At 54.2% G+C, this 2,919-nt stretch carries 2 protein-coding genes; one reads left to right on the top strand and one right to left on the bottom strand.

Going from position 1 to position 2,919, the window contains the following annotated elements; translation table 11 throughout:
• Window positions 1-6: 6 nt before the first annotated feature.
• Complete coding sequence (locus Q7V06_RS09335; protein WP_304840865.1) at window positions 7-2,418, bottom strand: CDC48 family AAA ATPase; 2,412 nt, start codon at window positions 2,416-2,418, stop codon at window positions 7-9.
• 45 nt (window positions 2,419-2,463) lie between these two features.
• Here Q7V06_RS09335 and larC point away from each other — a divergent pair.
• A partial coding sequence (gene larC, locus Q7V06_RS09330; protein WP_304840863.1) for a nickel insertion protein occupies window positions 2,464-2,919 on the top strand: 456 nt, incomplete at its 3' end.

The following is a 2,919-nucleotide window of genomic DNA, read 5'->3' as shown; positions in this document are numbered from 1 at the left end:
TAGGAGTTACTGATACTCGATCGGTTGTGACTGCTTTGGAAGTCCACCTTTGAAATGCTGCTGGATACGTTTATAATACTCCACCAGCCGCTCATTCATTGTCGGATGGATCTTCTCAATCGCCGCCTCGAAGTGATGAATGGCAACTGTTGTCGCCCCTTCACGCATCGCAAGCATCCCTGCTTCACGGCAGAGACCTTCGAGATCAGATCCGACATATCCGGGTGTCCGCTCAGCAATCGTCCTGATAAGTGCTTCACGGGCGGGATCAGAGTGTTGTTGTCCGAACCGATCAGCCAGTTCATGGATGAGCTTTCGGATCTCACTCCGCTTCAGGCCAGCTCCTTCTTTCTTCGGCATAGTGGAGGCTGCATCCCGAACAGATTCAATCGTTATCTGAACACCAGTGCCAAGTGACTCAAATATCCTCTCGATACAGCCATATTCGAAGTCAGTCAAAAGAGCGATGAGATCCTCAATTGATCCGCCCACAATCGGCATACTCCTCGTATGAATTCTGAGGATCATCTGACGATCCTTTTCATCTGGCTCTCCGATATACACAAGCCGATCAAACCTTCCCGGACGGAGGAGTGCCGGGTCAACGATATCAGGCCGGTTCGTCGCACCCATCACGATGACATCACGGATCTCCTCAATTCCGTCGATCTCAGTGAGGATCTGGTTCAGCACACTCTCAATGGTATGCGATGAGTCACCTGATCCCCCCCGTGCAGGGGTGAGCGCATCCATCTCATCGAAGAGGATGATCGATGGTGCAACCTGCCGTGCCTTCTTGAAGATCTCACGGACCGCCCGTTCACTCTCTCCAACCCATTTGGAGAGGAGTTGGGGGCCTTTAACCGGAATGAAGTTTGCTCCTGACTCTGTCGCAACAGCTTTCGCAATCAGGGTCTTGCCGGTTCCCGGAGGACCATACAGGAGGACACCCTTTGGGGATCTGATCCCAAGCTCCTCGAACTTCTCCCGGTCGGTGAGCGGAAGCTCAACTGCTTCACGTATCTCCTGGCGGGCTGAAGCGAGCCCCCCGACATCCGACCACCGGACATTTGTCCCCTCAAGCATCACCTCACGCATTGCAGAGGGATAGACTTCACGCTGTGCCTCACGGAAATCTTCAGCTGTCACTCTCAGATTGTCCAGCACCTCCTGCGGAATCGAGTCCTGTTCGAGATCAATATCAGGAAGATACCGGCGGAGTGCTCGAATTGCAGCTTCCCTCGCAAGAGCAGCGAGATCCGCTCCGACAAAACCATGTGTCTGGCTCGCAATGAAATCTATTTTGACACTCTCATCAAGTGGCATACCACGGGTATGGATATTGAGTATCTCCTCCCGGTCTACCTTCGGCGGCACACCGATCTCAATCTCACGGTCAAACCGTCCGGGGCGGCGGAGTGCAGGATCGATCGCATCAAGACGGTTCGTTGCCCCGATCACCACCACCTGCCCACGCTCTTCAAGACCATCCATCATCGTCAGAAGCTGGGCAACAACCCTCCGTTCCACCTCTCCGGTGACATCCTCACGTTTTGGAGCGATCGAATCAAGTTCGTCGATGAAGATGATCGAGGGCGCATTCTCGTTCGCCTCCTCAAAGACCTCGCGAAGACGCTGTTCGGACTCGCCATAGTACTTTGAGATCACCTCAGGTCCCGCTATTGAGATGAAATGAGCACCGGATTCATTTGCAACAGCACGTGCTATCAGCGTCTTGCCGGTGCCGGGGGGGCCGTAGAGGAGGATACCCTTCGGCGGTTCGATACCAAGAGTCTTGAAGAGTTCGGGATGGCGTATCGGCAGTTCAATCGTCTCACGGAGCCTCTGAAGCTCATCCTTTAATCCGCCGATATCTTCGTAGCTGATCCGTTTCAATCCTTCAAACCCTGCGACCGGTTTATCGGATATGGTGATCGCAGTATTTCTGGTGATGATCACCGCATCTTCGGGCTCGAGACTGACGACCTTAAACTCGATCAACTGCGGGATCATCATCGCCCGGACCGGCACAACATCATCGAGGGTGACAGGATAGTTGACAAGTCCCTGTGCAACATGCTCCATATGGATCGGGAAGTTTGCAGGCAGGTTCTCAGGTGGAGCGATCACCACCTCTTTCGCCTCTATAACCGCCTCGATCCGGGAGACTTTCACCCGATCCCCGATGGTGACAACCGCATTCTCACGGGTGAACTTATCGATCCGGATCTTCTGCTGGTCCCAGTCTTTTGCCATCGCACGCCAGACCTTTGCAATCGTACGCTCCTTCCCCTCAATCGCCACTAAATCGCCGGGGGAGACGCGAAGGGATAGCATCGTCTCGGGATCGAGTCGCGCCTTCCCTCCACCCAGATCTTCAGGATAGGCCGAATCGACCTTCAGATACACTTCAGGCATTACTTTATTGTCATCGGTGTCCGGACATATAAGTAGTGTTTAGCGATGCGGACAATCTTCTTTGATCCGGTGAACGGTGCAGCCGGAGATATGATCACCGGAGCTCTTCTTGCAGCCGGTGCTGACGAAGAAGCGGTTATCCGTGCGATGACCTCGGTTGTTGGAAGACCGGAGATTTCGCGTGTAAACCGGAGAGGGATACAGGCCACCTATCTCAGGACACATGCCGGTACAGGTAACCGGACACTCGAAGAGGTGCTCAGCCGCCTCTTCGATGCAGATGCAGCCAGTGAAGCGAAAGAGATGGCAGCGCGGGTATTTATGCGGATTCATAATGCCGAGACCCGTGTTCATGGGGACCATCCCCATTTCCATGAAGTAGGGGCAGATGACGCGATCGCCGATGTGGTCGGTGCATGTACTGCCCTCCTCTCACTCTCGGCAGACGCAGTTTCTATCAATCCAATCCCGCTTGGCAGGGGGACCATCTCATCTGCGCAC

Source organism: Methanocalculus sp. (assembly GCF_030651615.1).
In the GTDB taxonomy this organism is placed as follows: Archaea; Halobacteriota; Methanomicrobia; order Methanomicrobiales; family Methanocorpusculaceae; genus Methanocalculus.
This window is presented reverse-complemented; position numbering and strand designations above follow the sequence as displayed.

What these genes read in the sequence shown, in the direction of transcription:
- Q7V06_RS09335 (WP_304840865.1), bottom strand. Translation starts at nt 2,418, where the DNA reads ATGCCTGAAGTGTATCTGAAGGTCGATTCGGCCTATCCTGAAGATCTG.